A 25801-nucleotide genomic window follows, 5' to 3' on the forward strand; every position below is an offset into this window, starting at 1 on the left:
GCAATGAACCAGCCCATGGACACCTCCGGCGACACCGGCCTGCCGCTGGGCAGGCTGCTGGCCCTGGCGATGGCAGGCTTTCTGGCCATCATGACCGAGACCCTGCCGGCCGGCCTGCTGCCGCAGATCGGCACGGGCCTGGCAGTGTCCGAAGCCATGGCCGGCCAGATGGTCACGCTGTACGCGCTGGGTTCGGTACTGGCCGCCATTCCCGTCGTGGCCGCCACGCGCGGGCTCAGGCGCCGGCCGCTGTTCATGGCGGCGGTGGGCGGGCTGCTGCTGTTCAACAGCCTTACCGCGCTGTCCGGCCACTACGGCCTGACCCTGGTCGCCCGCTTTGCCGCAGGCATGGCTGCGGGCGTGATCTGGGGGCTGGTGGCCGGCTATGCGCGGCGCATGGTGCCGCCGCATCTGCAGGGGCGCGCACTGGCCGTGGCGGGCGTGGGCCAGCCGTTGGCCCTGGCGGCCGGCGTGCCGCTGGGCGCCTGGCTGGGCAGCCTGTTCGACTGGCGCGGCGTGTTCTGGGCGCTGTCGGCGCTGTGCCTGCTGCTGCTGGCCTGGGTGCGGCTGGGTGTGCCCGATTACGCCGGGCAGACGGCGCACCAACGCCAGCCCGTGGCGCGCATCCTGCTCGTGCCCGGCGTGCGCCCCGTGCTGCTGGCGCTGTTCGGCTGGATGCTGGCCCACAACATGCTCTACACCTTCATCGCGCCCTTCCTGGTCTCTGCAGGGCTGGGGCAAAGGGTGGATGTGGTGCTGCTGCTGTTCGGCCTTGCGGCCATTGCCGGCATCTGGCTCACGGGCCTGCTGGTGGACCGCTGGCTGCGCGCGCTCACCGTGCTGAGCCTGGCCTTGTTTGCCGTGTCTGCGCTGGTGCTGGGCCTGGCCGGGCAGTCGGCCGTGGCCGTTCTTATCGGGGTTGCGGCCTGGGGCCTGAGCTTTGGCGGCGCGCCCACGCTGCTGCAGACCGCGCTGGCCGACGCGGCAGGCGAGGGCGCCGACGTGGCCCAGTCCATGCTGGTGACGGTCTTCAACCTGGCCGTGGCGAGCGGCGGCGTGGCCGGCGGACTGCTGCTGGGCTGGCGGGGTGCCTCCGCCTTGCCCTGGGCTCTGGTGGTGTTGGCGCTGGCCTGCCTGTCCGTGGTCTGGCCAGCCAGCCATGCGGGCTTTCGGCCTGGGCGGCGCAGCATGACTGCCTGAGGCACCCGCATCGCTGTTGCACCCGCATCGCTGTTCCCTCAACAGACTGGGCAGCAAAGGGGCCACATGCCGCTGCGCATGTGGCCCTTGTTGCGTGCGATCAATCTTCCTATAATTGTTTTACCCCATGAACTGTGATTCATGGATAAAACAAATGGCGCCTTCCCCGCCATGTTCCACCGACGTTGATGGAGAGACACATGTCCGAATCCGCTCAGAACACGCCCCGCACCTGGGACCAGCCGGAAGGCTCCAGCTTCGAACAATGGATGGAATCGCGCGTGGCGCGGTTTTCCACGCGCAAGTACGACTTCGACGCGCTGAAGTTCCAGGCCGACTTCGACCCCAAGTACCGCCGTGGCCAGATGCGCTACATCGGCACGGGCGGCACGGGCGTGGCTGCGGACAGCAACACCATCCCTTCCGAGAACTTCACCTTCTCCACCATGGTCATCCCGGCCGGCAATGAAGGCCCCTCGCACCTGCACACCGATGTGGAGGAAGTCTTCTTCCTGATCCGCGGCAAGCTCAAGCTCGTGCTGGAGAAGGACGGCCAGCGCTTCGAGACCATCCTCACCGACCGCGACGTGGTCTCCGTGCCGCCCGGCGTGTACCGCGAGGAGATCAACATCGGCGACGAAGACGCGCTGATGTGCGTGATGCTGGGCGCCAAGAAGCCCATCACGCCCACCTATCCCCCAGAACACCCCCTGGCAAAAATCAAACGTTAGAAATGGAGCACCCCCTGAGGCGCTTCGCGCCTTCCCCCTTGAAAGGGGGACGACAGCCTCGCGGCGGGGCGGCCCTTGCTTGCTGTCCCTGGCTTGGATCGTGCCAGTCTCATGGCTGAAGGGCCATGCCATCGCCATGGATAACTGAAATGACCCCCTCGGTAACAGCATGCATGGAACAGCGCCTTCAGGCGCAGTTCCCCGAACACCTCATCGCCCTGCCCGGTGGCGCTCAGGTCGCCTGGCGCGAGGCCGGCGACACGGCCTCGGCCTTTGCCGTGGTGATGCTGCACGGCATCAGCTCGGGCGCCGCCTCCTGGATGGACGTGGCCCTGGCGCTGGCGCCGCGCACGCGCGTGCTGGCCTGGGACGCGCCCGGCTATGGCCGCTCCACGCCGCTGGCACCCGACGCGCCCACGGGCGCCGACTACGCCCGCGTGCTGGAGCAGTCGCTGCAGGCGCTGGGCGTGCGCCGCTGCATGCTGGTGGGTCACTCGCTGGGTGCGCTCATGGGCACGCCCTGGGCGGTGCAGGCCGGTGCCGGGCGCGTGCAGCAACTGGTGCTGATCAGCCCCGCTGGCGGCTATGGCGCACCCGGCATGGGCGAGCAGCAGGCCAAGGTACGCCAGGGCCGTCTTGCGGCCCTGCAGGAAAAAGGCATCGAAGGCCTGGCCGCCGCCATCGACCAGCGCCTGGTCTCGCCCGCCGCGCCCGAGCCCGTGCGCCAATGGGTGCGCTGGAACACGGCGCGCCTGCATGCTGCCGGCTACGCCCAGGCCGTGGAGCTGCTGTGCGGCAGCGACCTGGGGCAGGCGGCGGGGCAACTGGCCATGCCGGTCGAGGTCTGGGTGGGCGAGCACGACGTGGTCACGCCGCCCACCGCCTGCGCGGCCTGGGCCGCAAGGCTGGGCGCGCGGTACGTTACGCTTGCGGCAGCCGGCCATGCCTCTGTCGTCGAACAACCTGCGGATGTCGCACAGAGGCTGGCCACCCTGCTGACCTGATGGCCTACCGGCCCGAATTGCGATGAGCGACACCTCAGAAACCCTCTCGAACGACAACGACCGCTACACCGTCCCCGCGCTGGAGCGCGGCCTGCGCCTGCTGGCCTGCTTCACGCCTTCGCAGCCCGTGTGGAGCGCGCCCGACCTGGCGCGCACCCTGGCGCTGCCGCGTTCCACGGTGTTCCGGATGCTGACGACGCTGGAGAACATGGGGTATCTGCAACGCTCGGGCACCGAGTACCGGCTGGGCCTGTCCGTGCTGCGCCTGGGCTACGACTACCTGTCCACCCAGCCGCTGGCACAACTGGCCGAGCCCGTGCTGCAGGCGCTGTGCGAGCGCCTGGGCTTCACCACCAACCTGGCGCTGCTGGACGGCACCTCCGTGGTCTACGTGGCGCGCATTGCGCCGGCCGGCGCCTTCCAGGGCGCCGTGCGCGTGGGCTCGCGCCTGCCCGCCCATGCCACTGTGCTGGGCCGCGCCCTGCTGCAGGACATGGACGCAGACCAGCTGCGCGAACTCTTCGGCGGCAGCGAACTGCCGCAATTCTCGGAAAGCACCCCGCGTGACGTGCAGCAACTGCAGCAGCTGCTGCTGCAGGACCGCGAGCGCGGCTACGCCATGGGCGAGGGCTTCTACGAGCCCGGCGTCTCCAGCATTGCCGCGCCCGTGCGCGATGCGCAGGGCCGCATCATCGCGGGCCTGGGCATGGCCGTGGCCTTTACCGAAATCGCACCCGGGCGCATGGCGCACTGGGTGGAACAGGTGCGCGAGGCCGCCGTCGAACTGACGGGCCACCTGCGCACCCAGCATCCTGGTTTTCTGCGCTGAGGAGACGGTGCCCCCACCGGCCTTCAGCGCGTTCTTGCTCAGAAAGAAATGACGATGAATATTGCTGTGATTGGCTGCGGTGCGATTGGCGCCAGCGTGCTCGAACTGCTCAAGGGCCATGCCGCGGTGCAGGTGGGCTGGGTGCTTGTGCCCGAAGTGACGGACGCCGTGCGCGCCACCCTGGCCCGGCATGCGCCCCAGGCGCGCGCACTGCCTGCGCTGACGACTGAGGACCGGCCCGACCTCATCGTCGAATGCGCAGGCCATACCGCCATTGAAGAGCATGTGCTGCCCGCGCTGCGGCGCGGCATTCCTGCCGTCGTGGCCTCCATCGGCGCACTCAGCGCCCCCGGCATGGCCGAGGCCGTGCAGGCGGCGGCCGAGGCCGGAGACACCCAGGTGCAATTGCTGTCGGGCGCCATCGGCGGCGTGGATGCGCTGGCCGCAGCCCGCATCGGCGGCCTGGACGAAGTGGTCTACACCGGCCGCAAGCCGCCCCTGGCCTGGACCGGCACGCCCGCAGAACAGCGCTGCGACCTCGCCAGCCTCAAGGAAGCCTTCTGCATCTTCGAAGGCAGCGCGCGCGAGGCCGCCCAGCTCTACCCCAAGAACGCCAACGTGGCCGCCACCCTGTCGCTGGCCGGCATGGGCCTGGACCGCACCACGGTGCGCCTGTACGCCGACCCGGCCGTGGACGAGAACGTGCACCATGTGGCCGCGCGCGGCGCCTTCGGTTCCATGGAATTGACCATGCGCGGCAAGCCGCTGGAGGCCAACCCCAAGACCTCGGCCCTCACCGTCTACAGCGTGGTGCGCGCCGTGCTCAACCAGGCCACGGCCATCGCCATCTGAGCCGCACCGGGCACAGGCTCGCGGCACAATGGGCGCTTTCGCCCCGCAGGCGGCCCCCGGGCCGCCTTTGCTTTTTGCCTGTGCCGTTGGAACGTTGAAAGAGAAGCCACCATGACCATCGCCATCCTCAGTGCCCTGCCGCAGGAACAGGAAGGCCTGGTCCATGCCCTGTCCGACGCCCAGGGCACGGCCCACGCCGGCCGCATGTTCTGGCGCGGGCGCCTGCATGGGCACGACGTGGTCTGCGCGCTGTCGGGCATAGGCAAGGTGGCGGCGGCCACCACGGCCACGGCGCTGATCGAGCGCTTCGGCGTGCGCCGCATCGCCTTCACCGGCGTCGCCGGCGGCCTGGGCGAAGGCGTGCGCGTGGGCGATGTCGTCGTGGCCGACGAATACCTGCAGCACGACCTGGACGCCTCGCCCATCTTCCCGCGCTGGGAAATGCCCGGCTACGGACGCACGCGCCTGCCCTGCGACCCTGAAATGACCGCCGCGCTGCTGGCGGCTGCCCAGGCCTGCGTGGCCGAGGCGGGCGAAGACCTGCGCGCCGCCCACGCCACCACGGCGCCGCGCGCGCACCAGGGGCTGATTGCCAGCGGTGACCAGTTCGTGGGCACGGCGGGCGCCTCTTCCGCGCTGGCGCAGGGCCTGCGTGCTGCAGGGCATGAGGTGCTGGCGGTGGAGATGGAAGGCGCCGCCGTGGCGCAGGCCTGCCTGGACTATGGCGTGCCGTTTGCGGCGATGCGGACTGTTTCCGATCGGGCGGATGACAGTGCGCATGTGGACTTTGCGGAGTTTGTGCGGGTGGTGGCGAGTCGGTATGCGTTGCGGGTTGTTGATGGGTTTCTGAAACGGCTTCCAGTGGCGCGCTGAGCACCAGCGCCTTGAAGCCGATGGTGCCGGCCCCATCCCGCCTTGCAGGCTTTCATTGCCTGCACGGCGGCCAGGACACCCCAGGCGTCGTACAGGAGCCGCCGCCGTGCGGCGGTTCAGGGGAAATCACCTCAAGTGCGGCGCCTGGCTGGCAAGGCTGCGCGGCCAGAAGGCCCACAGGCGCAGGTTCTGCTTGATGCGGCCGGCCAGGTCGCCGGCTTCTGGGCCCCAGCCCATGAAGTAGTCGGCACGCACGGCGCCGACGATGGCGCTGCCGGTGTCCTGGGCAAAGACCAGGCGGTTCAGGGCCACGGTGGGCCCGGATGTGGACAGCCAGACCGGCGTGCCGTAGGGAATGCTCTGCTTGTCCACGGCGATGGAGCGGCCCGGGGTCAGGGCCACGCCCTGGGCGCCCTTGGGGCCGAATTGCAGGTCCAGGCCTTCCAGCGGCTCCTCGCGGAAGAAGACATAGCGCGGGTTGCTCCACAGCATTTCATTGACGCGGCCGGGGTTGGCGGCCACCCAGGCGCTGATGCCGGGCCAGGTGGCGTCGCGCACCAGTCCCTGGTCCAGCAGCCAGCGGCCCACGCTCTTGTAGGGCTGGTCGTTGGTGCCCGCAAAGGCGACGCGGATCGTGCGTTGCGCGCCTGTGGGCTCGGTGATGTTCAGGCGCCCCGATCCCTGGATGTGCAGCACCATCGCATCGACGGGGTCGCGCAGCCAGGCGATGGCGCGGCCTGCCAGGGCCGCCTGGGCCTCGGGCATCGTCTCGATCTGCTGGCGCGAGAACCAGGGCTTGCGGCTGCCGAAGCCGGCGCCGGCCGGCGTCTTGTACAGCGGCACGTTGAAGCCGTCGCCCGGCAGGCGCCGTGCCTCGAACAGCGGCTCGTAGTAGGCGGTCAGCATGCCGTCCGGGCCACCGCCCAGCGCTTCGATGCGGTAGGGCTGCAGATTGGCCATGAGCCAGGCGCGCTGCTCGTCGCCCGTGGCAATACTCAGCTGGCGCACGTCCCGGCACAGGCCCGCGAAGACCGAGCTGGGCCGTTCGCAGTTCTTGAGCCAGGCATTCCAGGCTTCGTGCAGCGCGTCTTCCTGCAGGCCGGGCAATTCGCTCCAGTCGGCTGCGATCCAGCGGCTCTTGGTGGGAGTGCTGGTGACCAGCGGGGGCCTGGGTGTCACGGTGACCGGGCCTCCCGGCTGCAGGTCGGGCACGGGCGAAGGGTCATAGACCGGCTTGGTGGTGGTCGTGCAGGCGACCAGCGTCCCTACAATCAGCGCCATCGCGGCATGGCGCAGGAGGTGGAAATTCATGGGGTTGATTTTGCTCGAAGCACTGCTGGCCTTGGTGATTCTGGTCGCTATTGTGTGGTGGACCATGTTCTCCGGGCGCCGCAAGGGCGAGTTGCCCGTGGACACGCCACGGGATTCGCATCCGTCTCCAGACAAACCCTCTCCCGGGCAGGATCGCAGCGGCCCGTGACGGACCCGAAAGCAGCCTCGCGGAGCGGGCGCCGTCCTACGGGTATGCCCTGCCCGCACTGATAGGCTGTGCGCAGCATGCTTTCCACAATGGGGACCCTGGCGCTACCGCACGGCGCGTTCCCAAGATTCAAAAGGAGTTTCCCATGCGCAAGCACATCGTTCTGGCCGCCGCAACGGCTGCCGCACTGTTCATCTCCGGCTGCGCGAACATGAGCGACACCCAGCGCCGCACGGCCACGGGCGCTGGCGTGGGCGCTGCAGCCGGCGCCGTGCTGGGCGCGGTCACCGGCGGCAGGGCCGGCACGGGCGCCGTGATCGGTGCCGGCGTGGGTGCACTGGGCACCTACATCTGGTCGCAGAACATGGAAAAGCAAAAGCGCGAGATGGAGCAGGCCACCCAGGGCACGGGCGTGAACGTGAGCCAGACGGCCGACAACCAGCTCAAGCTCGACATTCCCAGCGACATCTCGTTCGATACCAACCGTTCCGACATCAAGGGCAACTTCGCCCCCATCCTGGACCGCTTCGCCGAAGGCCTGCGCAACAACCCCAATGCCGAGGTGCGCATCATCGGCCACACCGACAGCACGGGCTCGGACGCCATCAATAACCCGCTGTCGCTGGACCGCGCCAACAGCACGCGCAACTACCTGACCATGCGCGGCGTCTCGGGCGCTCGCATCGCCACCGAAGGCCGTGGGTCGCACCAGCCCGTGGCTTCCAACGACTCGGCCAGCGGCCGCGCCATGAACCGCCGCGTGGAAATCTTCGTGGGCGAGATCCCGCAGCAACAGCAGCAGCCCCAGTATCAACAGCAGCCGCAGTACCAGCAGCCCCGCTGATCCCGGCTCTGGCCCGGATGCAACGCCCCGCAACGCGGGGCGTTTTTGCGTGGGCGGCCACCTGCCTTGCCCTATGCTGGCACCCATCCATCAATGGGGAGTCGTATGAGTGAAGCAAGCACAGCAGGCATGGCCGACGTGGTCAGCCCGCTCGACAAGGGCCTGGGTGCGCTGCCGGCGCCCTGCGCGCCGCAGGACGCCGCAGCGCAGGGCTGGAACCTGCTGCGCGAGGATCTGGGCCTGCCGGCCGCCGTGCTCTCGCAGTCGCGCCTGGCGCACAACCTGGCCTGGATGCAGCGCTTTGTGGACGCCTACGGCGCCAAGCTAGCGCCCCACGGCAAGACGACCATGGCGCCCCGCCTGTTCCGCCAGCAGATCGATGCGGGCGCCTGGGGCATTACCTTGGCGACCGCCCAGCAGACACGCGTGGCCCATGCCCACGGCGTGCGCCGCGTGCTCATGGCCAACCAGCTGATCGGACGGCGCAATATGGCCGCCGTGGCCGAGCTGCTGGCCGACCCCGGTTTCGAGTTCTTCTGCCTGGTGGACTGCGCCGAGCAGGTCGAGCAACTGGCGGCCTTCTTTGGCGCGGCGGGCCAGTCCGTGCAGGTGCTGATCGAGCTGGGCCCGCCCGGCGGGCGCACGGGTGTGCGTTCCGATGCGCAGATGCAGCCGCTGCTGGACGCGTTGGCAAAGGCTGGCGCGGCCGTGCAACTGGCCGGCATCGAGGTCTACGAGGGCGTGCTCAAGGAAGAGGATGCCATCCGCACCCTGCTGCGGCGCGCCGTTCACTGGCTTGAGCGGCTCGCAAGCGATGGACGATTGCAGCGCAGCCCGGCCGTGCTCACGGGGGCCGGCTCGGCCTGGTACGACGTGGTGGCCCAGGAATTCGGCAAGGCCGACATTGGCGGTCCCCTGGATCTGGTGCTGCGTCCGGGCTGCTATCTCACGCATGACGCGGGCATCTACCAGGCAGCGCAGCAGCGCATCGACCAGACCAACCCCGTGGCGCAGCAGATGCGTGCCAGCCTGCTGCCTGCGCTGCAGGTCTGGGCCTATGTGCAGTCACTGCCCGAGCCCGGCCGCGCCATCGTGGCGCTGGGCAAGCGCGATACCGCCTTCGAGGCCGTGCCGCCCCGGCCCGCGCTGCGCTACCGCCCCGGTGATGCCGCGCCGGTGGCCGCACCGCCCCATTGGGAGGTCACGGCCATGATGGACCAGCATGCTTTCCTGAAGGTGGCCGAGGACGATGGCCTGCGCGTCGGCGACATGCTGGCCTTCGATATCTCCCACCCCTGCCTGACCTTCGACAAATGGCGGCAGATGGCCGTCGTCAATGACCGCTATGACGTGGTGGACGTGATCGCCACGTATTTCTGAAGGAGTCAGCCGTGCGTGCGCAGCAGGTTGGCCAGTTCCACGGCCGACTTGACCTGCATCTTGTCGAAGACGCGCGCGCGGTGGACTTCGACGGTGCGCACGCTGATGTCCAGCTGGTCGGCGATGAGCTTGTTGGGAATGCCCTCCACCACCAGCCGCATCACGTCGCGCTCGCGCTCCGTCAGTTCGTTGAAGCGCGCGCGCACGGCCTCGCGAGCGCGGGTCTCGGCCTGGTGCTGGGCTGACAGTTCCAGCGCCTGCTCGATGCGGTCCACGAGCGCGTTGTCCGAAAAGGGCTTCTCGCAGAAATCGAAGGCGCCGCGCTTGACCGTGTCCACGGCCGTGGGTACGTCGGCATGGCCGGTCAGGAAGATCACGGGCATGCCCGCGATCTGGTTGCGCTCCAGCATGAGGTTGAACAGCGCCAGCCCGCTCATGCCGCCCATGCGCATGTCCAGCAGCAGGCAGCAGGGATTGCGTGGTGGCGGGCGCGACTGCAGCATGGCGTCGAAGGCCTCTGCGCTGTCATAGCATTCGCTGAGCAGGCGGCGCGAGCGCAGCAGCCAGGCCAGCGCTTCGCGTACATCGGTGTCGTCATCGACGATGTAGACGGTGGCGTCGGGTACAGGTTCCATGGGCCTATTGTTCCATCTATGGTTCCACCTGTGCCGGGTTGTGGGTCGGCAGCGTGAAGGCGAAGACGGTTCCGCGCGGGCTGTGCGGGCTGTGCTGCAGGTGGCCGCCATGCTGTTCGACCACGGTGCGGCACAGGCTCAGGCCCAGGCCCATGCCCTCGTTGCGCGTGGTGAAGAAGGGCGTGAACAACTGCTCCGCCACATGCTTGGGGATGCCGCTGCCGCAGTCGATGACGGCGAATTCCACCCAGCTGCGGCGCGTGCTGGCGGCCGCACGCCGCACGCGCAACTGCAGTTCGCGGTCCACGGTCTCGGGCGAGTCCATGGCCTGCATGCCGTTGCGCGCCAGGTTGAGCAGCACCTGCTCGATCATGGTCGGATCGCAGAGCACGGGCGACAGGCCGGGCTCGATATCGGTGGTCACGCGCACGCCCAGGTTGCGAGCCTGCAGGCTGACCAGCGGCAGCACGGCGTCTATGAGTTCGGCGGCACCTATGACTTCGCGGGACTGGTCGCGACGCCGCACGAAGTCGCGCACGCTCTTGATCACGCGGCCTGCACGGTCGGCCTGGAAGCTGATGCGCTCCATGGCCATGCGCAAGTCCTGCAACTGCTGGCGCAGATGGGCTTCGTTGCCGGCGCTGCCTGCCGCACCGTCGTCGCTGCCCAGCATGTTCAGCGATCCCGTGGCGTAGCTGGAGATGGCCACCAGCGGCTGGGTGAGTTCATGGCTGAGCAGCGACGCCATTTCGCCCACGGTGGCCAGGCGGGCCGTGGCCTGCAGGCGCTCCTGCGAGGCACGCGAGATCTCTTCCATGCGCTTTTGCTCGCTGATGTCGATGAAGGCGCTCATCCAGCCCGTGTGCTGGCCCTGAGCGTTGATCAGCGGCGCCTCGAAGATCAGCACCGGAATGCGTGTGCCGTCCTTGCGCATGAAGATGCTTTCGTGGCCCTCGCGCGGCGGCGGTGCGTTGCCGGACAGGCGGTTGTCGCGCCGGCGCGCGTAGATTTCGGCGCGCTCGGGCGGCCAGTAGGGCGCGATGCTCAGGCCCAGCAGCTCCTCGGCCGTGAAGCCCACCATGTTGCAGAAGGCCGGATTCACATAGCTGATGCGGCCCTGCAGGTCGCGCGCGCGCAGGCCCGTGACCAGCGAGTCCTCCATGGCCTTGCGAAAGGCCAGCGCATCGCCCAGGTCGCGCTCGGCACGCAGGCGGCGGCGGTTGTCGCGCACCAGCACGGCGACCACGGAGACCAGGGCGATGGACATCAGCGTCACCAGGGCCGTGAGCACGTTGGGGAACACGCTGGGCGCGCGGTGCCAGCTGTCCATGCGCAGCACCAGGGTGCTGCCGGGCAGGTCCAGCAGCTGCTGCGCCGTGAACATGCGCGTGCCGCGCCATGAGGCGCCCAGCAGGGCCAGGCGCGTGCCGTCGGGCTCGGTGAAGGACACTTCCTGGGTGCGCGGCAGGTTCTTGCTGACCTGGGTGATGAGCAGGCTTTGCAGGCTGTAGGTTCCGATGACGAAGCCGATGATGTGGCCGCTTTGCGTCAGCGGCAGGCAGACCTCCATCATCTCCGTGCCCAGGCCCTCGGCCAGCAGCTGGAAGTAGCTGGGCGAGTAGGCGGGGCCGTTCAGGCGGCGCGCGTGGGTGCAGGTCAGCACGGCCTCGGGGTGGGTGTTGTTCGTGCGCAGCTGGTCTTCCCACTGCACGTTGCGATAGGGGGTCTCGGCATGGGAGCGGATCTGCAGGCCCGCGTCGCGCCACTCGATGCGCATCAGCTCGCGGCGCACCTGCAGCAGCTCGGCGGCGCGGGTCTTCCATTCGGCGGGCTCGTTGTCGGGCGCGTTCAGTGCCTGCAGGTCCTGCAGGTTGCGGTTGAGCGCGGCGCGTATGTCGGCCACGGCATTGGCCGTGTCGCGCTCCAGCTTGTCCTGGACCTGGGAGGCCTCGTAGCGCCCGGCCAGCCAGACCATGGTGACGAGCATGCTCAGGACCAGGGCGACCAGCATGCTCCACAGCGACCAGCGGCGCCAGGCCGTGCGCCAGCGGCGCCAGGGCCAGCGGCCTTCGGGCATGGGCGACATCGGTGACATGGCCGGCATGGGCGGCATGGGCGGCATTGGCGGGTGCGGTGGATTCACAGGACGCGGTGCTCCAGGGCCGGCAACTGGCGGCGCACATGCGCCAGGCGCTCGCGCTTGATCTCGCCCAGCACCACGCCGGCGCCCTCGGCCTGCTGCGCCAGCACCATGCCCCAGGGATCGGCCAGCAGGCTGTGGCCCCAGGTACGGCGGCCGTTTTCATGGTGGCCGCCCTGGGCGGGCGCCAGCAGGTAGGCCTGGTTTTCTATGGCGCGGGCGCGCAGCAGCACTTCCCAGTGCGCCAGACCCGTGATGTGGGTGAAGGCGGCGGGCACCAGCAGCAGGTCGGCGCCCTGCTCGGCAAGGCGGCGGTACAGCTCGGGAAAACGCAGGTCGTAGCACACGCTCAGACCCAGGCGCCAGGTCTCGCCCTCGCGCGAGGTGATATCGCAGGTCACGGGCGTGTGGCCCGCCTGGACCACGGCGGCTTCCGTGTAGCGCTCGCGTCCGTTGTCGTAGTGGAACAGGTGGATCTTGTCGTAGCGCGCCACGCATTCGCCCTGGGGCGAGAACACCAGCGAGCTGTTGAGCACATGGGCATCGTCATCGGCCACCAGGGGCAGGGTGCCGCCCACGATCCACAGCTGCAGCTCGCGTGCTGCGCGGCGCAGGAAGTCCTGGATGGGGCCTGCGCCGAAGCTCTCGCGGTAGGCCAGCTTGTCGGTGTCGCGCAGGCCCATGGCGCAGAAATACTCGGGCAGGGCCGCGAGTTCGGCACCCTGGTCGCGCGCCTGGCGCAGCAGGGCCAGCGCCTGGTCGAGGTTGGCGCGCACATCGGGTTCCGACACCATTTGCAGGGCTGCGATTTTCATGGGTTCTCTCCTGAAGAAGCGGGCTCGGTGGCGCCGGAGGGCGTGCTGGCGGGGCTGTTGGCGGCAGGATCGGAGGGTGTCGTGGCCCGGCGCCGCGGCAGGGCCGTGACCTGGGGCTCGTCCCAGCTGCCGTCGATGCGGAATTCCTTGGTGGCCGCCGCGATCAGCGGGCCGCGCAGCAGCACCTGCGCCAGGAAGCTGCCCAGGCCGACCACGGGGTTGATGGCCGTGGCCACCAGGGAGGCCGTCATGGCATTGATCTCGGGCACCACCACCACATGCAGATTCTGCGTCTCCTGGACCAGGTCGGCCGTGCCCTCCATCAGCACGGCGGCGTTGACGCCCTTCATCTGCATGTTGTTGGTGCGCGCCACGCCGTCGGTGATCTGCACGTCGCCGCGCATGAAGTCGAAGGCGAAGCCGTTGCTGAACACATCGCGGAAATCCAGGGTCAGCCGGCGGGGCAGCGCCTGCAGGCTGAGCACGCTCAGCAGCTTGGCCAGGCCCGGCTCGGCCTTGAGGAACTGGCCGGTCTGCACATCCAGGTGCATGGAGCCAGAGAGGCTGCGGAAGTCGGGCGTGATGGGCGAGCCCGTCCAGCCCGCCGATCCCTGCAGCACGCCCTTGCCGTTGCCCACCACGCCGGGCATATCGAAGCGCGTGAGCAGCTTGCCCACGTCGCGCAGGTCCAGCTGGAACTGCAACTGGCTGCGCCCCGGGTGCTCGGACTGGCCCTGGGGCAGGCGCCACTGGCCGCTGGCCGTCAGCGTGGCCTCGGGCGTGGCGATGTTGAAGCGCGACAACTGCCATTCGCGCGCCGCCGCATCGCCGGGAACGGGGCGGTTGCGGGCCTCCACTTCCAGGCGGCCCAGGGCGTGGCCTGACAGGTGCATGTCGTCCACCACGATCTGCAGGGCCGGCAGCTGGCGCGGCCCCTCGCTGAACAGGGCGTCCACGCGGTCGGATTTGGCCTCGGGCACCGTCAGGCGCGACAGCCGGGCCACCAGCTGCCCTTCGGGCTGGGCATCCGTGCCTTCGCGAAAGCCCACGTAGCCGTCAAGCTCCTGGGAGGCGAGGTTGCTGTGCCACGAGCCGCCATCGCGCGAGATGCCCGCCACCACGTCGCGCAGCTGCCGACCCTTGGCCTGCAGTTGCTTGACGCGCAGGGTCAGCCGGTCGGGGAGGTATTCGCGCGCCGGGTCCGCGGCATCGGCGGGCTCCGGCTTGGCGCCGCTGGACTGCGGCGCCAGTGCCAGCCAGTCGTCGAGATTGAAGAGCGGCAGCTGCACGTGGGCCTGCACGCCCTGGCCCGAAGTGGAGGCCGTGCCCGCTTCCTGGCCGATGAGGATGCTGCCGTGCAGCACACGGCTGTGCTTGCCACTGATGTCGCGCTCATAGAACACCGAGCCCGTATCGCCCAGTTGCACGCTGATCTGGTCGCGCAGCGGGGCATCGGGCGAGGTGAAGCTGGCGGGTGCGAGCTGGTGGCTCACGTTCAATGGCTGGATGGACTCCGACGCCTTGCCCAGCGGGGCGGGCAGGTTGATGCGCATGCCTTGCAGGCTGGACTGGACCTGGATTTCGGGTGTTCCGCGCCGCACCTTCAGCAGCAGGGAATAGGGCGATTGGCCTTCGGCATGGCGGGCCAGGTCGGCCACCCAGCCCAGCTCCCTGGCTTCGCGCAGCCCCTGTGCCGTTGCCGTGCCCTGCACGCGCACTTTGACGGACGATTCGGTGGCCGGCGCATTGCGCGCCAGCGCCTGCATGCCGCCATCGGCGCGCAGCTCACCGCCCAGCGCGCGCGCCTGCAGGCCGGCCAGCGAGAAGCCGGTTTCGGAGAACTTGACGGCCCCGCGCAGCTGGCTCAGATGGGGCGTCTGATCATCGAGCTGCAGTGAGTTGCCCGCCAGCGTGACCTGTCCAGACACCTTGCTGCGGTCCAGATGGTCGATGGGCAATTGCAGCTGCAGGGCCAGTTGCGCGGCGCCCGTGGCCTCGCTGCCGTCCAGCACGTGCCCGGTCAGCGCCGACAGGGCCGAGGTCTTGACCACGCCCAGCATGTCGGCCAGCGGGCCCTGGCCCTTGGCGGTCACGGCCACCTCGGTGTGGCCCAGGTTGGGAATGCTGGCCTGGATGTCGCGCATCTGCAGCTGCGGGTAGCCCGCGAACTCGCCGCGTGCATTGCGCACGGCCATCGATGAACGGTCGAAGACCAGCTCGCCCGACAGATCGACCAGGGCCGGCCAGGGCGCCTCGCCATGCGTGAGCAGATGGGGCGGCACATATTCATAGTGCACGTCATGCAGCTTGGCAGCGATATGGAACTCGCCCTGGCTGGGCTTTTCGGCCGGCACGTGGTCCAGGTGGCCGCGCACCTTGAAGTTCACCGTGCTTGCGCGCCCGGCGTGGATGGCCTCTCGCACGTAGTGGCGCGCATCGGCGGGGATTTCCAGCGGCAGGTAGCGGTGCACGCGCGTGCCGTCTGCGTTGCGCAACTGGCCCTGCAGGTCCAGCACGCCCGGAAAGCGCGGGTGCTTGTCGCTGCCGTCGCCGGTGTGCCATTGCGCACGGGCCTCGCCTTCGGTGTCATCGTTGGCAAAGCGCAGGTTGGGCACCTGCACGCTGATGGCCTGGCCGCGCAACTGCCAGCGCAGGCTGGCCTGCAGGCGGTGCAGCGGGATCTCGGGTTCCTCGAAGACGCCAGGAAAGGACAGCGCAGCTGGCTGCTGCCCCGTGCCCTCCATCTCCAGCTGCGCCTGTCCACCGTCCTGGTCCAGCGAAAAGCGCGCGTTCAGGCCCTTGATGCCGGGCATGCCCGGCTTCGTGGGGCCTTCGGACGATGCCACTCCGTCGATCGACAGCTGCTGCAGCTCGCCGCTGGCCTTGTACTGCTGCACAGCCTGCAGCGGACCGCGCCAGCTTCCCTGGAACTGGCGCAGCTGGCCGGCCGGGGCCATGTCGGCCAGATGGCGCTGCACCTGCTCGGGCAGCGGCAGGCGCTGGCCCAGCTGGGCGAGGATGGCCAGGTCAATGCCATCGGCCTGGAACTCGCCCTGCTCGCCCAGCGCCCCCTGCGTGCTGGCGCCCGCAGGGTTGTAGCGCGCGCGCAGATTGCCGGCAGGCCAGTGCAGGCCGTCACCCGTGGAGAACTCCAGGTTCTGCGCGGCGAAGCGCCAGCCATCCTGGTGCTGCACGCTCAGCCGGCCCGTCAGCGCCTGCAGTTGCAGCGGCTCCAGGTTTTCGCGCCACTGCAGTTGCAGGGCATTCACCGCCACATCGGCCATGGCACCCACGGGCTGGCCCTGGCGCAGGTCGATCCAGGCGCGCAGTGCGCCCCGGCCCTGCTGCAGGCGCAGGTCGGACGTATCCATGTACTGCCCGAGCCGGGACAGGTCGATCTGCGTGAACATCGCATGGGCCTGTCCGCTCCAGCGCTGCCAGTTGCCCTCGTGCGTGGACAGCAGCGGTTCGCGGAACAGGCCGGCAAGCATGAAGCGCTCGCCCCAGCCTTCGGGCGGCGTGGCATCCAGGCGGATTCCGTGGCTCCAGCCCTTGTTGCGCAGCACCAGGTCCACATCGCGCAAGGCCAGCGGCGGTGCCTGGCGCAGCTCGTCCACCCACAGCAGGCTGCCGCCGCGCAGGGCCAGCTCGGTCTGGGAAAACAGCCAGTCGGCGGCGGCATTGTCCCCGCCCGATGAAGGGCTGATCTCGATGCCCGCCACGAAGACACGGCCATCGGCCGCGCGGCGGACCACGAGTTCGGGGCGGTCGATATAGATCTGCTCCACGCCCAGGCGCATCAGCGAGCGGGCCGAAACGGCCACCACCACGCTGGGCAGGCGCAGGGCGTCCGCGGAGTGTTCTGGGTCTTCGACCACCACGTCGCCCAGCTCGAACCGGGGGACCAGTCCCTCGCTGCGGGCCGTGATGCTGCCTATGCGCACGGGTAGGCCCAGCGTGCGTGAGGCCAGGGATTCCAGCTGAGGACGCCATTCGCCGATTCGCGGCACAATCCAGCCATGGAGCACCCCCCACACGGAGCCCAGGACCAGCCAGAAGGCCAGGACCAGCCCCAGTGACCACCGCGCAAGGCCGGCCATCCAACGGGTCAGGCGTGTGGGGTGCGGTTTCGGTTCGATCATCGGCGGCATCAGCTATGACGGGAATTATGACCGGCACCCTCAGGGGCCGGACGGTAACCAAGGGTTGCTGCGATCCCTCTGCGCGTGAGTGGCCGCTTCTTTCGCGTTCCGTATGCAATCCTCAGAGCACGCAATGGCAGACACGGCCTTGAATGTCCCCGCACAGGCCGCCTATTCCCGTTTCCACCAACGGCTGCATCGTCGCTATGGCGACGAGTTGAGCCTGTTGCCGCCGGGTCCGCCCGAGCGCGCCTCCATGGAGCAGGCCCTGGCGGCGCTGCTGGAGCGCGGGCTGGATCTGTCGGCCGCGCTGCGCGTGCTGCGCCAGCTGGTCATGGAGCGCACCATGGTGCTCGACTGCGAGCAGCAGGCGCCGCTGGCCGTGGTCACGCGGGCCGTGACCGAGCTGGCCGAGCTGGCGCTGGAGCGCGCCTGCATCCAGGTGCGCGCCGAACTCGATGCGCGCCATGGCGCACCGCAAGGCCCCGAGGGCCGGCCCGTGCAGCTGTGGATCATCGGCATGGGCAAGCTGGGCGCGCGCGAGCTCAATGTCTCCAGCGACATCGACCTGATCTACGTCTACGAGCAGGACGGCGACACTGCCGGCCTGCCTGACGGGCGCGGCGTTCTCTCCAACCATGAGTACTTCGCGCGTGTTGTCAAAGGCATCTATGGCCTGATCGGCGACACCACCGAGCACGGATTCGTGTTCCGCGTGGACCTGGCGCTGCGGCCCAACGGCAACTCGGGGCCGTCGGCTGTCTCGCTGGCCTCGCTGGAAGAGTATCTGCAGACCCATGGCCGCGAGTGGGAGCGCTTCGCCTGGCTCAAGAGCCGGGTGGTGGCGCCCATGGACAGCGTGCGCTCCACGCAGGTGCAGGCGCTGCGCGCCGTGGTTCTGCCTTTCGTCTTTCGCCGCTATCTGGATTACGCGGTCTTCGATGCGCTGCGTTCGCTGCACCGCCAGATCCGCGAGCATGCGGCGCGGCGCAGCGCGGGGCATCCCGGCCGCTCCAATGACGTCAAGCTCTCGCGCGGCGGTATCCGCGAGATCGAGTTCACCGTGCAATTGCTGCAGGTGGTGCGGGGCGGCCAGTTCCCCGAGCTGCGCTGCCGCCCCACGCTGGAGGCGCTGGGGCGCCTGGCGCGCGCCGGCCTCATGAGCCAGGAAGTGGCCGACGCCCTGGGCGCGGCCTATACCTTTTTGCGCCGTGTCGAGCACCGAATCCAGTACCTGGACGACCAGCAGACCCATGTGCTGCCCACGCGCGATGACGACCTCGAATGGATTGCGCGCACCATGGGCTTTGCCGATACCTGCGCCTTCCTGCACCAGTTCGACGCCCACCGCGAAAAGGTGGCCGAGGAGTTCGACACCCTGCTCGGCGGCTCGGCCCCGCCGCAATGCAGCGCGGGCCGATGCAACGGCGCCCGCAGCCCTGCCCAGGGAGGAACGCCGCGCGAGATCGATGGACTCATGGAGCAGCTGCCGCCCGCCCTGGCCGCCCACGTGGCCGACTGGCGCGGCAACGCCCGCATCGCCAACCTGCGCGACGAGGCGCGCAGCCGGCTGTTCCGCCTTGTGCAGCGCACGGCGCAATGGGTGGCCGAGCGCAGCGTGCCCGAAGACGCCGCAGTGCGCTTTCTGAACTGGCTGGAGCCGCTGCTGCGCCGCGAAAGCTATCTGGCCCTGCTGCTGGAGCGCCCTGCCGTGCACGAGCGGCTGCTGGACCTGCTGGGCGCGGCGCGCTGGCCCGCGCGCTATCTGCAGCAGCACCCGGGCGTGATCGACGAGCTGGCCAACGACGCCATGCTGGGCGAGCGCTTCTCCCCCATGGATTTCGAGCATGAGCTGGCCCTGCGCCTGGCCGCGCTGCAGACCACGGGCGAGGACGACGACGAAACCCTGCTGAACCTGCTGCGACGCGCCCACCATGCCGAGGTCTTTCGCACGCTGGCGCGTGATATCGAGGGCCGCATCACGGTCGAGCAGGTGGCGGATGACCTCAGTGCGCTGGCCGACTGCGTGCTGCGCGTGACGGCCAGCTGGTGCTGGAGCCGGCTCAAGAACCGCCACCGCGAGTCGCCGCAGTTCGCCATCATTGGCTACGGCAAGCTCGGCGGCAAGGAGCTGGGCTACGGCAGCGACCTGGACATCGTCTTCGTCTTCGATGACGACGACGAGCACGCCTCCGAGATCTATGCCGCCTTTGTGCGCAAGCTCATCAACTGGCTGGCCGTCAAGACGGGCGAGGGCGATCTGTTCGAGATCGACACCGCGCTGCGCCCCAACGGCAACTCCGGCCTGCTGGTGACCAGCTTTGCCTCCTATGCCAACTACCAGCAGCAGCGCGGCAGCAACACGGCATGGACCTGGGAGCACCAGGCCATGACGCGGGCGCGCTTCGTGCTGGGCAGCGACGATCTGCAGGCCCGCTTCGACGCCGTGCGCGAGGCCGTGATCACCGCACCGCGCGACGCTGCGGCCCTGCGCGACGAGATCGTGGCCATGCGCGAACGCGTGCGCAGTGCGCATCCGGTGCGCGGCGGCCTCTTCGACGTCAAGCACAGCCCCGGCGGCATGGTCGATGTGGAGTTTGCCGTCCAGTACCTGGTTCTCTCGCAATCGGCACTGCATCCGGGGCTGATGGCCAATCTGGGCAACATCGCGCTGCTGCAGCGTGCGGAAGAGGCGGGCCTGCTGCCTGCAGGCGTGGGCCAGCAGGCCGCCCGGGCCTACCGTGAACTGCGCCGCCTGCAGCACGTGGCGCGGCTGGACGAGCGGACGGCCCAATTGGTGCCGGGCCAGGCCGAACCGCTCAGTGCGCCGGTCAAGGCCCTGTGGGACGCGGTTTTCACGGGGGCCGCTCTGGTGTGAGGATGCGAAGAGGGAAGGTGGTCGGCCCTGGCCGACGCCGCCCCGTCAGCATCCATCGAACACGGCCTACAGCAGAATGACGCTTCTCGTCAAAATGTTACATTTTTCCCACCCCCGACCCCTGGAACTTCTGCAAAAGTAGCTCATCTATTGGACAGGTTGACGAGAGAGGGTATCCAGATCGAATTTCACGTTGCGAAGCCTCTGGGGCCACAGTCCTGAACTGTTCCGCCCGAAGCGCTTCTCCTCCCTCCCTCTCTTTATTCGTTTCGGGATGCTTCGCAACTTTTTTATGCCAGCAAAAAGGCCACCCATCGGGTGGCCTTTTTTGTTGCCGCTGCAACTGCAGTTGTCGTTGCGGGGGTGACCCGTTTTCAGGGCTGGGGCGGGCGTGTGGCCGCAAAGCTGGCGCGTTCCGCCAGCTTGGCCTGCAAGGTGGCCAGATTGGGGTGGTCGGCGCGCCAGTCCAGTTCGGGAAAGCGAAAGTCCAGCCAGCCCAGGGCACAGCCCACGCACACGTCGGCCAGGGTGAAGTGGATGCCGCAGCAATACGGCTTGTCGCCCAGGCCCTGGGACATCACGTTCAGTGCGGCGCGCACCTTGGCCAGCTGGCGGTCTATCCAGGCCTGGCAACGCTGCTCCTCGCTGCGGCCATCCCAGGTGGCTTCGAGGCGGGCCAGGGCTCCGGCGTCCAGCACGCCATCTGCCAGGGCTTCCCAGGTCTTGATCTCGGCACGCTCGCGGCCTGTGCCGGGGATCAGCTTGCCTACCGGGGAAAGTGTGTCCAGATATTCGACGATCACGCGCGAGTCGAACATGGCATCGCTGCCGTCCATGACCAGGCGTGGCACCTTGCCCAGCGGGTTGCCGGTGCCGGGCGACAGCTCGCGGCTCCAGGGGTTTTCCTCGACGAACTGATAGTCGAGCCTTTTCTCGGCCAGTACGACGCGTACCTTGCGTACGTAGGCGCTGGTGGAGGAACCTATCAGTTTCATGGCTGTTTTCCGTGGCGAAGAGGCGGCCCATGGGCGGGCAGCCGATTCTATGCGCTGCCCGGCGATCTCCCCCTACAGCCCCCGTTTTTGCCGCGCGCACCTACAATCACGGCCCATGAATCTGCCGCACATCTCCGCCCTGTCCCCGCTCGACGGCCGCTACGCCGCCAAACTGTCTCCTCTGCGCCCGATCATGAGCGAGATGGGATACATGCACCGCCGCGTGCAGGTGGAGGTGACCTGGTTCATCGCCCTGTCAGACGCCGGCTTTGCCGAGTTCAAGCCCCTGACCGAAGGCGCCCGCGTCTATCTGCAGGATCTGGTGAAGAACTTCTCCGAGGCCGATGCCGTGGCCATCAAGGACATCGAAAAGACCACCAACCACGACGTCAAGGCCGTGGAGTACTGGATCAAGGGCAAGTTCGACGGCCGTCCCGAACTGCTCAAGGCCGCCGAATTCGTGCATTTCGCCTGCACCAGCGAAGACATCAACAACACCAGCCATGCGCTGCAACTGCGCGCCGGTCGTGACAGCGTGCTGCTGCCGGCCTTGACGGGCATTACCGCCAAGCTGCGCGAGATGGCCCACGCCTACGCGGCCGTGCCCATGCTCAGCCGCACGCACGGCCAGACCGCCAGCCCCACCACCGTGGGCAAGGAAATCGCCAACGTGCTGGTGCGTCTGGAAAAGGCCTCTGCCCGCATCGCCGAGGTCAAGCTCCTGGCCAAGATGAATGGCGCCGTCGGCAACTACAACGCCCATCTGTCGGCCTGGCCCGAGTTCGACTGGGAAGCCTTCAGCAAGAAGGTGATCGAGTCGCCCGAGCCCCAGGGCCTGGGCCTGAGCTTCCAGCCCTACTCGATCCAGATCGAGCCGCATGACTACATGGCCGAGCTGTTCGACGCCATCGCACGCGCCAACACCATCCTCATCGACTTCTCGCGCGATGTCTGGGGCTATGTGTCCCTGGGCTACTTCAAGCAGCGCCTGAAGGCCGGCGAGATCGGCTCGTCCACCATGCCGCACAAGGTCAACCCCATCGACTTCGAGAACGCCGAAGGCAATCTGGGCCTGGCCAACGCCCTGCTCAAGCACCTGGCCGAAAAGCTGCCTATCTCGCGCTGGCAGCGCGACCTGACCGACTCCACCGTGCTGCGCAACATCGGCGTGGCCATGGGCTATGCCACGCTGGCCTACAGCTCCCTGATGACGGGCCTGAACAAGCTCGAACTCAACGAAGAGCGCCTGCAGGAAGACCTGGACCACGCCTGGGAAGTCCTGGCCGAGCCCATCCAGACCGTCATGCGCCGCTACGGCGTGCAGGGCGCCTACGAAAAGCTCAAGGAAGTCACGCGCGGCAAGACCGTGCAGGCCGAAGACCTGCACCGCCTGATCAACGGCCTGGAAATCCCCCAGGCCGACAAGGATCGCCTGCTGGCCATGACGCCTGCCTCCTATGTGGGCAAGGCGGCCGAGCTGGCCCGCCGCGTCTAATCCATCCTTTGCCGCGCCATGAAGGGCGCGCTTCAACCATTCAGGGCTGCCGATGCAAGCACAGGCTTGCTGCGGCAGCTCTTGTTTTTGATAGGTTCTGTCTCATGGCCCTCAAATCCACCATCTTCAAGGCGAACCTGTCCATCGCCGACATCGACCACGGCTACTACGCCGACCATGCGCTGACCCTGGCGCGCCATCCCAGCGAGACGGACGAACGCATGATGGTGCGCCTGGTTGCCCTGGCCCTCAATGCACACCAGCTCAATGATATGTGCAAGGGTGACGGCACGCTGGCGTTTGGCGCAGGCCTGTCCGATCCCGAAGACCCCGATGTCTCGCTGACCGACTTCACGGGCGCCAAGCGCCTGTGGATCGAGGTCGGCCAGCCCGAGGAAAAGCCCATCGCCAAGGCCTGCAACAAATCCGATGCGGTGGTGCTCTACGCCTTCCACCATGCGGCCGAGGTCTGGTGGAAGGGCCTGGAGGGAAAGCTGGCGCGGCTGAACAAGCTGCAGGTCTGGCGCATTCCCTCCGAAACATCCCAATCCCTGGCGGAACTGGCCGAGCGCAGCATGCAGCTGCAGGCCACCATCCAGGAAGGCGCGCTGACGCTCAGCAGCAACCTGGGCACGGTCTTCATCGAGCCGCTGCGCTGGAAGTAAACGGTCTCCCGCTCAAGTCCCCGTCTCAACCCGGCAACTGCATCCGGACGGCCTGGGCGAAGGACTCCACGGTCCAGCCCGCGCCCAGCAGCATGCGGCGCGTGGACAGGCGGTCCATGACATCGTCCGGCACATTGCGGCCCAGATGGATGAGCGACTTGCTGTCCGCAATTCCCACATATCGGCCGTCATAGCTTCGCGCCAGATGGTTCCACAGGCCGTGGGCGCCCGGCGACTGGCGTGCGCCGCTGACCAGGCAGGTGCCTTTGTCCAGCACGCTGCGATACACGGCGCTGGCAATGCCGCGCCGCTGGTAATGCGGCGCAAAGCGCGAATGCGGCGAGCGCACGCGCCGGTCTGTGCGCTTGTCCACCTCGACCAGGCGATTGAACACCGTGTAGCCAGCCAGGCAGCGTCGCTCCATGTCCTCCACGTAGGCAAACCATTCGCCGTCGGCTTCGCGCCAGTGCAGCTGGAACTGCGGGTCGTGCAACGGGCGGCGCTCCAGGCCATGGAGCTTGTTGCCGGGCTGGTACAGGCGCTCGTGAATGGCTTCGAGCTCGCCCTCCACCAGCGGCTGCATCACGTCGATGCGCAGCTCGGTGACGTGGCGTGGCGCGCAGCGGGGCAGGGCGCGATGCGCCACGGTATCGCTCAGATGGCGCAGATGGCGCAAGAGCGTGGAAAAAGAGGGGGCGGCAAAAGAGGGTCCGGCTGGGGCAAGGGCTAGACAGGTCACGGCAGGGCTCGCTTCGTCGGCTGGCCTTGAGGCCGGGCAGACGCGTGAAAATCCAACCGCCTTCAGGCTTTCGGATGAAGGCGGCGCAAGAAGAGCGGATTCAGTGAAGCGACGCTGCCCGGTTCCGCGCAGGGCAGCGCATCAAGACCGTGCGGCCTGTCGGGGGCCGATGTTCAGCCGTGCCGCATCACGCTCGCGCAGGCGCGCGGCCGTGGCGGGCCAGGCCTTGCCGGCCGGCACGCGCGTCTCGCCCGCATCACGTGCCGTGAGGCGCAAGCAAAGGCGGAGGTGGCTGGGGCGGTAAGCGGCGGTCTGCAGCATGGCGGCCGATGTTAGGCCGTCTGCAACATCGCACTGGTCCGGTGCGGTATCCGGCAGATCAGCCGGCAATCAACCAGCAATCAGCCAGAGTCACGCGATGTGTCCGTGCGCTCGGCCGCACGCTCTGCATAGCGGGTGAAACGCCAGGAGTCGCCCTCTGCCGTGATCCTGCGCCAGACCATCCGCTTTTGTGCCGGCTCCATCGCGGTCCACAGCTGCACTTCGTCAAAGCTGCGGCCGCAGCCCTTGCATCTTTCGTCGCCCTGGCTGGTGGAGCAGATGGCGATGCAGGGCGTATCGGGCGTGGTGTCGTACCAGGCCAGCCAGGCCGCCATGGCGTGCGAGGGAAAGCCCTCAACCTGTACTTCGCTCTCATGCCAGAAGATCATCAGCGCGTACACCTCGGCCAGGGCTCGTACTTCGGGCTGCAGCAGCACGCCGTCCGGGGACGGATGGCGCTCGCGCCAGTAGTTGATGGCGGCTTCGATGTCGGTGATGTGCAGTGCGGTCATGGACGGTCAGGGGGAAGGGACAGCGATGATAAGACGCCTGCCCGCGCGTGGCCGGGCATGGCTGCAACACTCCGTTGGCTCAAGGGTTGCTATGGATAGTGAAGCATTTGAGGTAGGCGAATAAATGGTCTGGGGGACGCGCGACTTGTGCTTCCCGTGGAAATGAAGGGTTTTTTCACTTGCGCGCCGTGGCGGCTTTGTGTTGCAATCCACAGGTTCGAAGGGGAGTAGCTCTCTGCCGGCGGGGGTGGTTTTTGCAAAGCCACGGTGCCGGCATCGGAATGGTCGTCAATACGAAGCGCAAGCTTCCGGCCTTCCGGGTTGCGGTGCATACCGCAGCCGAGCAAGACCTTTGATGGACCTGATGACGGTCGATCAATGTGTTCTCCCCTGAGCCAGGCATGTCCTTGCCCGGGTAGGCGCTGCGGCGTTGCATCGGTCTTTCTGTGCCGGTGGGTGTTTCTCCAGGAGGGAGGAGTTCTCGCCGGCCTTACTCAACAGCGAGGACCTTATGGACTTGGACTTTCTGACTCACGCCCCGTTCTGGGTGGCCCTGGGCCAAATCATCATCATCGACATCCTGCTGGGCGGCGACAACGCGGTCGTGATCGCGCTGGCCTGCCGCAAGCTGCCGCCCGAGCAACGCAAGAAGGGCATCATCTGGGGCACGGCGGGTGCCATCATCCTGCGCGTCATCCTGATCGCCTTCGCGATGACATTGCTGGCGCTGCCCTTCCTGAAGTTCGTCGGCGCACTGCTGTTGGTGTGGATCGGCATCAAGCTGATTGCTCCTGATGAAGACGGCCACGACAATATCCAGGGCAGCGACAAGCTGCTGGCCGCCATCAAGACCATCATCGTTGCCGACCTGGTGATGAGCGTGGACAACGTGATCGCCATCGCCGGCGCTGCCCAGAGCTCGGGCGAGCACCAGATGCTGCTGGTCGTGCTAGGCCTGTTGATCTCCATCCCCATCATCGTCTGGGGCTCGCAGCTCGTGATCAAGCTGATGGAGCGCTTCCCCATCATCATCGTGGCCGGCGGCATGCTGCTGGGCTGGATTGCCGGCGGCATGCTGGTCACCGACCCCGTCTTCGCCAATACGGAGAAGTGGGACTGGATGGTCAAGCTGCCCCAGACCGACATGCTCAAGTACGGTGCCAGCGTGTTCGGAGCCCTGCTGGTGCTGGCACTGGGCAAGTACATCGCTTCGCGCCGTCCTGCTCCCAAGGCCGGTGCCCACGGAGCCTGATCCGCTGAAAAGTTGAGGT

22 protein-coding genes are annotated in these 25801 nt (G+C 68.0%); 13 read left to right on the plus strand and 9 right to left on the minus strand.

Annotation, left to right across the window (positions count from 1 at the left end; genetic code table 11):
- The first annotated feature begins 3 nt into the window (after positions 1-3).
- From IAE24_RS17765 to IAE24_RS17790, 6 genes are all read left to right on the plus strand, one after another.
- Positions 4-1200: an MFS transporter gene (locus tag IAE24_RS17765; protein ID WP_199961311.1), complete on the plus strand. Its 1197-nt coding sequence runs from the start codon at positions 4-6 to the stop codon at positions 1198-1200.
- A 200-nt stretch (positions 1201-1400) separates the two neighbouring features.
- Complete coding sequence (locus tag IAE24_RS17770; RefSeq protein ID WP_012202881.1) at positions 1401-1931, plus strand: cupin domain-containing protein; 531 nt, start codon at positions 1401-1403, stop codon at positions 1929-1931.
- A 173-nt stretch (positions 1932-2104) separates the two neighbouring features.
- Complete coding sequence (locus tag IAE24_RS17775; RefSeq protein WP_233626265.1) at positions 2105-2935, plus strand: alpha/beta fold hydrolase; 831 nt, start codon at positions 2105-2107, stop codon at positions 2933-2935.
- Positions 2936-2957: 22 nt separating this feature from the next.
- Positions 2958-3764, plus strand: coding sequence for an IclR family transcriptional regulator (locus tag IAE24_RS17780; RefSeq protein WP_012202883.1), 807 nt, complete (start codon positions 2958-2960; stop codon positions 3762-3764).
- Positions 3765-3818: 54 nt separating this feature from the next.
- Positions 3819-4616 (plus strand): aspartate dehydrogenase, encoded by a 798-nt coding sequence (locus IAE24_RS17785; protein WP_199961287.1) that lies wholly within the window; start codon positions 3819-3821, stop codon positions 4614-4616.
- Between the two features lie 111 nt (positions 4617-4727).
- The gene (locus tag IAE24_RS17790) at positions 4728-5489 is read left to right on the plus strand and encodes a 5'-methylthioadenosine/adenosylhomocysteine nucleosidase (protein ID WP_199961288.1); all 762 of its coding nucleotides are present in this window, start codon (positions 4728-4730) and stop codon (positions 5487-5489) included.
- A 126-nt stretch (positions 5490-5615) separates the two neighbouring features.
- Here IAE24_RS17790 and mltA read toward each other — a convergent pair whose 3' ends face one another.
- On the minus strand, positions 5616-6800 hold the full coding sequence (gene mltA / locus IAE24_RS17795) for a murein transglycosylase A (protein WP_034389752.1): 1185 nt from the start codon (positions 6798-6800) through the stop codon (positions 5616-5618).
- Between mltA and IAE24_RS17800 the strand changes: the two genes are divergently transcribed.
- From IAE24_RS17800 to IAE24_RS17810, 3 genes are all read left to right on the plus strand, one after another.
- On the plus strand, positions 6799-6969 hold the full coding sequence (locus IAE24_RS17800; protein ID WP_016449371.1) for a hypothetical protein: 171 nt from the start codon (positions 6799-6801) through the stop codon (positions 6967-6969). The two genes, mltA and IAE24_RS17800, sit on opposite strands and share 2 nt — an antisense overlap.
- Positions 6970-7114: 145 nt before the next feature.
- On the plus strand, positions 7115-7813 hold the full coding sequence (locus tag IAE24_RS17805; protein WP_199961289.1) for an OmpA family protein: 699 nt from the start codon (positions 7115-7117) through the stop codon (positions 7811-7813).
- Positions 7814-7918: 105 nt separating this feature from the next.
- The gene (locus tag IAE24_RS17810) at positions 7919-9193 is read left to right on the plus strand and encodes an amino acid deaminase (RefSeq protein WP_199961290.1); all 1275 of its coding nucleotides are present in this window, start codon (positions 7919-7921) and stop codon (positions 9191-9193) included.
- Positions 9194-9198: 5 nt separating this feature from the next.
- On the opposite strand, the gene IAE24_RS17815 is transcribed toward IAE24_RS17810, so the two are convergent.
- The 4 genes from IAE24_RS17815 to IAE24_RS17830 are packed head-to-tail and all read right to left on the minus strand — an operon-like array spanning position 9199 to position 16925.
- On the minus strand, positions 9199-9828 hold the full coding sequence (locus IAE24_RS17815) for a response regulator transcription factor (protein WP_012202778.1): 630 nt from the start codon (positions 9826-9828) through the stop codon (positions 9199-9201).
- Between the two features lie 16 nt (positions 9829-9844).
- Positions 9845-11932 carry a two-component system sensor histidine kinase NtrB gene (locus tag IAE24_RS17820; protein ID WP_442778747.1) on the minus strand — a complete coding sequence of 696 codons (2088 nt, stop codon included), beginning with the start codon at positions 11930-11932 and terminating at the stop codon, positions 9845-9847.
- Between the two features lie 35 nt (positions 11933-11967).
- Positions 11968-12783: a carbon-nitrogen hydrolase family protein gene (locus IAE24_RS17825; RefSeq protein ID WP_034389761.1), complete on the minus strand. Its 816-nt coding sequence runs from the start codon at positions 12781-12783 to the stop codon at positions 11968-11970.
- A complete protein-coding gene (locus tag IAE24_RS17830; protein ID WP_199961292.1) occupies positions 12780-16925 on the minus strand; it encodes a YhdP family protein in 4146 nt (1381 codons plus the stop codon). Before IAE24_RS17830 ends, IAE24_RS17825 begins: the two co-directional genes overlap by 4 nt.
- Before the next feature lie 133 nt (positions 16926-17058).
- Here IAE24_RS17830 and glnE point away from each other — a divergent pair, with 133 nt between their 5' ends.
- Entirely contained in the window at positions 17059-19803 is a 2745-nt protein-coding gene (glnE, locus tag IAE24_RS17835) for a bifunctional [glutamate--ammonia ligase]-adenylyl-L-tyrosine phosphorylase/[glutamate--ammonia-ligase] adenylyltransferase (RefSeq protein WP_099734903.1), read from the plus strand.
- Positions 19804-20177: 374 nt separating this feature from the next.
- Here the strand turns inward: glnE and IAE24_RS17840 are convergent, their stop codons facing one another.
- Entirely contained in the window at positions 20178-20798 is a 621-nt protein-coding gene (locus IAE24_RS17840) for a glutathione S-transferase family protein (protein ID WP_013804599.1), read from the minus strand.
- Positions 20799-20913: 115 nt separating this feature from the next.
- On the opposite strand from IAE24_RS17840, the gene purB reads away from it, so the two are divergent.
- Positions 20914-22293: an adenylosuccinate lyase gene (gene purB / locus IAE24_RS17845; protein WP_034389767.1), complete on the plus strand. Its 1380-nt coding sequence runs from the start codon at positions 20914-20916 to the stop codon at positions 22291-22293.
- 104 nt (positions 22294-22397) lie between these two features.
- Positions 22398-22958 carry a YaeQ family protein gene (locus IAE24_RS17850; protein ID WP_012202786.1) on the plus strand — a complete coding sequence of 187 codons (561 nt, stop codon included), beginning with the start codon at positions 22398-22400 and terminating at the stop codon, positions 22956-22958.
- A gap of 25 nt (positions 22959-22983) precedes the next feature.
- On the opposite strand, the gene IAE24_RS17855 is transcribed toward IAE24_RS17850, so the two are convergent.
- The 3 genes from IAE24_RS17855 to IAE24_RS17865 form a co-directional block, all read right to left on the minus strand.
- On the minus strand, positions 22984-23697 hold the full coding sequence (locus IAE24_RS17855) for an N-acetyltransferase (RefSeq protein ID WP_199961293.1): 714 nt from the start codon (positions 23695-23697) through the stop codon (positions 22984-22986).
- A gap of 141 nt (positions 23698-23838) precedes the next feature.
- On the minus strand, positions 23839-23973 hold the full coding sequence (locus IAE24_RS30590) for a hypothetical protein (RefSeq protein WP_260263915.1): 135 nt from the start codon (positions 23971-23973) through the stop codon (positions 23839-23841).
- Between the two features lie 125 nt (positions 23974-24098).
- Positions 24099-24530 (minus strand): DUF3717 domain-containing protein, encoded by a 432-nt coding sequence (locus IAE24_RS17865; protein ID WP_012202788.1) that lies wholly within the window; start codon positions 24528-24530, stop codon positions 24099-24101.
- 511 nt (positions 24531-25041) lie between these two features.
- Between IAE24_RS17865 and IAE24_RS17870 the strand changes: the two genes are divergently transcribed.
- Positions 25042-25782: a TerC family protein gene (locus IAE24_RS17870; RefSeq protein ID WP_012202789.1), complete on the plus strand. Its 741-nt coding sequence runs from the start codon at positions 25042-25044 to the stop codon at positions 25780-25782.
- The last annotated feature ends 19 nt before the right edge of the window (positions 25783-25801 follow it).

This window comes from Delftia sp. S65 (assembly GCF_016516495.1).
GTDB classification, from domain to species: domain Bacteria; phylum Pseudomonadota; class Gammaproteobacteria; order Burkholderiales; family Burkholderiaceae_C; genus Comamonas; species Comamonas acidovorans.

What these genes read in the sequence shown, in the direction of transcription:
- IAE24_RS17820 (WP_442778747.1), bottom strand. Translation starts at nt 11,932, where the DNA reads ATGCCGGCCATGTCACCGATGTCGCCCATGCCCGAAGGCCGCTGGCCC.
- IAE24_RS17790 (WP_199961288.1), top strand. Translation starts at nt 4,728, where the DNA reads ATGACCATCGCCATCCTCAGTGCCCTGCCGCAGGAACAGGAAGGCCTG.
- IAE24_RS17775 (WP_233626265.1), top strand. Translation starts at nt 2,105, where the DNA reads ATGGAACAGCGCCTTCAGGCGCAGTTCCCCGAACACCTCATCGCCCTG.
- IAE24_RS17785 (WP_199961287.1), top strand. Translation starts at nt 3,819, where the DNA reads ATGAATATTGCTGTGATTGGCTGCGGTGCGATTGGCGCCAGCGTGCTC.
- IAE24_RS17800 (WP_016449371.1), top strand. Translation starts at nt 6,799, where the DNA reads ATGGGGTTGATTTTGCTCGAAGCACTGCTGGCCTTGGTGATTCTGGTC.
- IAE24_RS17770 (WP_012202881.1), top strand. Translation starts at nt 1,401, where the DNA reads ATGTCCGAATCCGCTCAGAACACGCCCCGCACCTGGGACCAGCCGGAA.
- IAE24_RS17865 (WP_012202788.1), bottom strand. Translation starts at nt 24,530, where the DNA reads ATGACCGCACTGCACATCACCGACATCGAAGCCGCCATCAACTACTGG.
- IAE24_RS17850 (WP_012202786.1), top strand. Translation starts at nt 22,398, where the DNA reads ATGGCCCTCAAATCCACCATCTTCAAGGCGAACCTGTCCATCGCCGAC.
- IAE24_RS17810 (WP_199961290.1), top strand. Translation starts at nt 7,919, where the DNA reads ATGAGTGAAGCAAGCACAGCAGGCATGGCCGACGTGGTCAGCCCGCTC.
- IAE24_RS17780 (WP_012202883.1), top strand. Translation starts at nt 2,958, where the DNA reads ATGAGCGACACCTCAGAAACCCTCTCGAACGACAACGACCGCTACACC.
- IAE24_RS17765 (WP_199961311.1), top strand. Translation starts at nt 4, where the DNA reads ATGAACCAGCCCATGGACACCTCCGGCGACACCGGCCTGCCGCTGGGC.
- IAE24_RS17805 (WP_199961289.1), top strand. Translation starts at nt 7,115, where the DNA reads ATGCGCAAGCACATCGTTCTGGCCGCCGCAACGGCTGCCGCACTGTTC.
- purB (WP_034389767.1), top strand. Translation starts at nt 20,914, where the DNA reads ATGAATCTGCCGCACATCTCCGCCCTGTCCCCGCTCGACGGCCGCTAC.
- IAE24_RS17815 (WP_012202778.1), bottom strand. Translation starts at nt 9,828, where the DNA reads ATGGAACCTGTACCCGACGCCACCGTCTACATCGTCGATGACGACACC.
- glnE (WP_099734903.1), top strand. Translation starts at nt 17,059, where the DNA reads ATGGCAGACACGGCCTTGAATGTCCCCGCACAGGCCGCCTATTCCCGT.
- IAE24_RS17825 (WP_034389761.1), bottom strand. Translation starts at nt 12,783, where the DNA reads ATGAAAATCGCAGCCCTGCAAATGGTGTCGGAACCCGATGTGCGCGCC.
- mltA (WP_034389752.1), bottom strand. Translation starts at nt 6,800, where the DNA reads ATGAATTTCCACCTCCTGCGCCATGCCGCGATGGCGCTGATTGTAGGG.
- IAE24_RS17830 (WP_199961292.1), bottom strand. Translation starts at nt 16,925, where the DNA reads ATGATCGAACCGAAACCGCACCCCACACGCCTGACCCGTTGGATGGCC.
- IAE24_RS17840 (WP_013804599.1), bottom strand. Translation starts at nt 20,798, where the DNA reads ATGAAACTGATAGGTTCCTCCACCAGCGCCTACGTACGCAAGGTACGC.
- IAE24_RS17870 (WP_012202789.1), top strand. Translation starts at nt 25,042, where the DNA reads ATGGACTTGGACTTTCTGACTCACGCCCCGTTCTGGGTGGCCCTGGGC.